The organism is Arthrobacter sp. JCM 19049, assembly GCF_001310435.1.
In genome coordinates this window covers 1-544 of record NZ_BAXF01000935.1, presented here as the reverse complement: position 1 = coordinate 544, position 544 = coordinate 1, and the positions used below count along the sequence as shown (strand labels likewise).

At 70.2% G+C, this 544-nt stretch carries 1 protein-coding gene and 1 pseudogene; both read left to right on the top strand.

Annotated elements, in window-relative coordinates; all coding sequences use genetic code 11:
• Positions 1 to 230, top strand: a 230-nt coding sequence (locus tag JCM19049_RS17215; RefSeq protein ID WP_279403522.1) for a hypothetical protein, incomplete at its 5' end; no start/stop codon positions are given.
• A pseudogene (locus JCM19049_RS17210) lies at positions 214 to 544 on the top strand (copper oxidase); the annotation flags it as partial. The gene JCM19049_RS17215 and the pseudogene JCM19049_RS17210, both read left to right, overlap by 17 nt.

Genomic DNA, 544 nt, shown 5'->3' with positions numbered 1-544 from the left:
CCGGGGCCGGGTTCGGTGTGCTTCCGGTGGCTGCCGCCGGGGTGGCCGGATACCTGGTGGGGCTGGGCCTGCTGGCTTCCCCGTTCATCTACGCGGCCCGTAACAAGCCGCCGCGCAGTTTCGCCACGCTCTCGGTGCTCGCCGCGGTCTGCTGGTGGGTGGGCATGCTGGTGTGGATGCTGGTGGCTCGTGACCACCTCGGACTGGCGGGTCATGGGGCGCGCCTTTGACACCCTGGCGCCCTACCTGGTGGCCGGTTTTGCCGCCCAGGTCCTGCTCGGGGCGTTGTCCTACCTGATCCCGGTGGCGTTGGGCGGCGGGCCGCGTCCGGTGCGGGAAACCGCGACGGTGTTTGACCGGGGAGCGGCGTGGCGGGTGTCGATGGCCAACACCGCCCTGCTGGTGTGCGCCCTGCCGGTTTCCTCCCTGGTGCGTGTGGTTTGTTCGGTGCTCTACCTGGTGGCCATGGCCAGCTTCCTGCCCCTGCTGTTTGCCGCGCTGCGCACCCACCGGAAGGTGAAGGCCCAGGTGCAGCAGGCCAAGA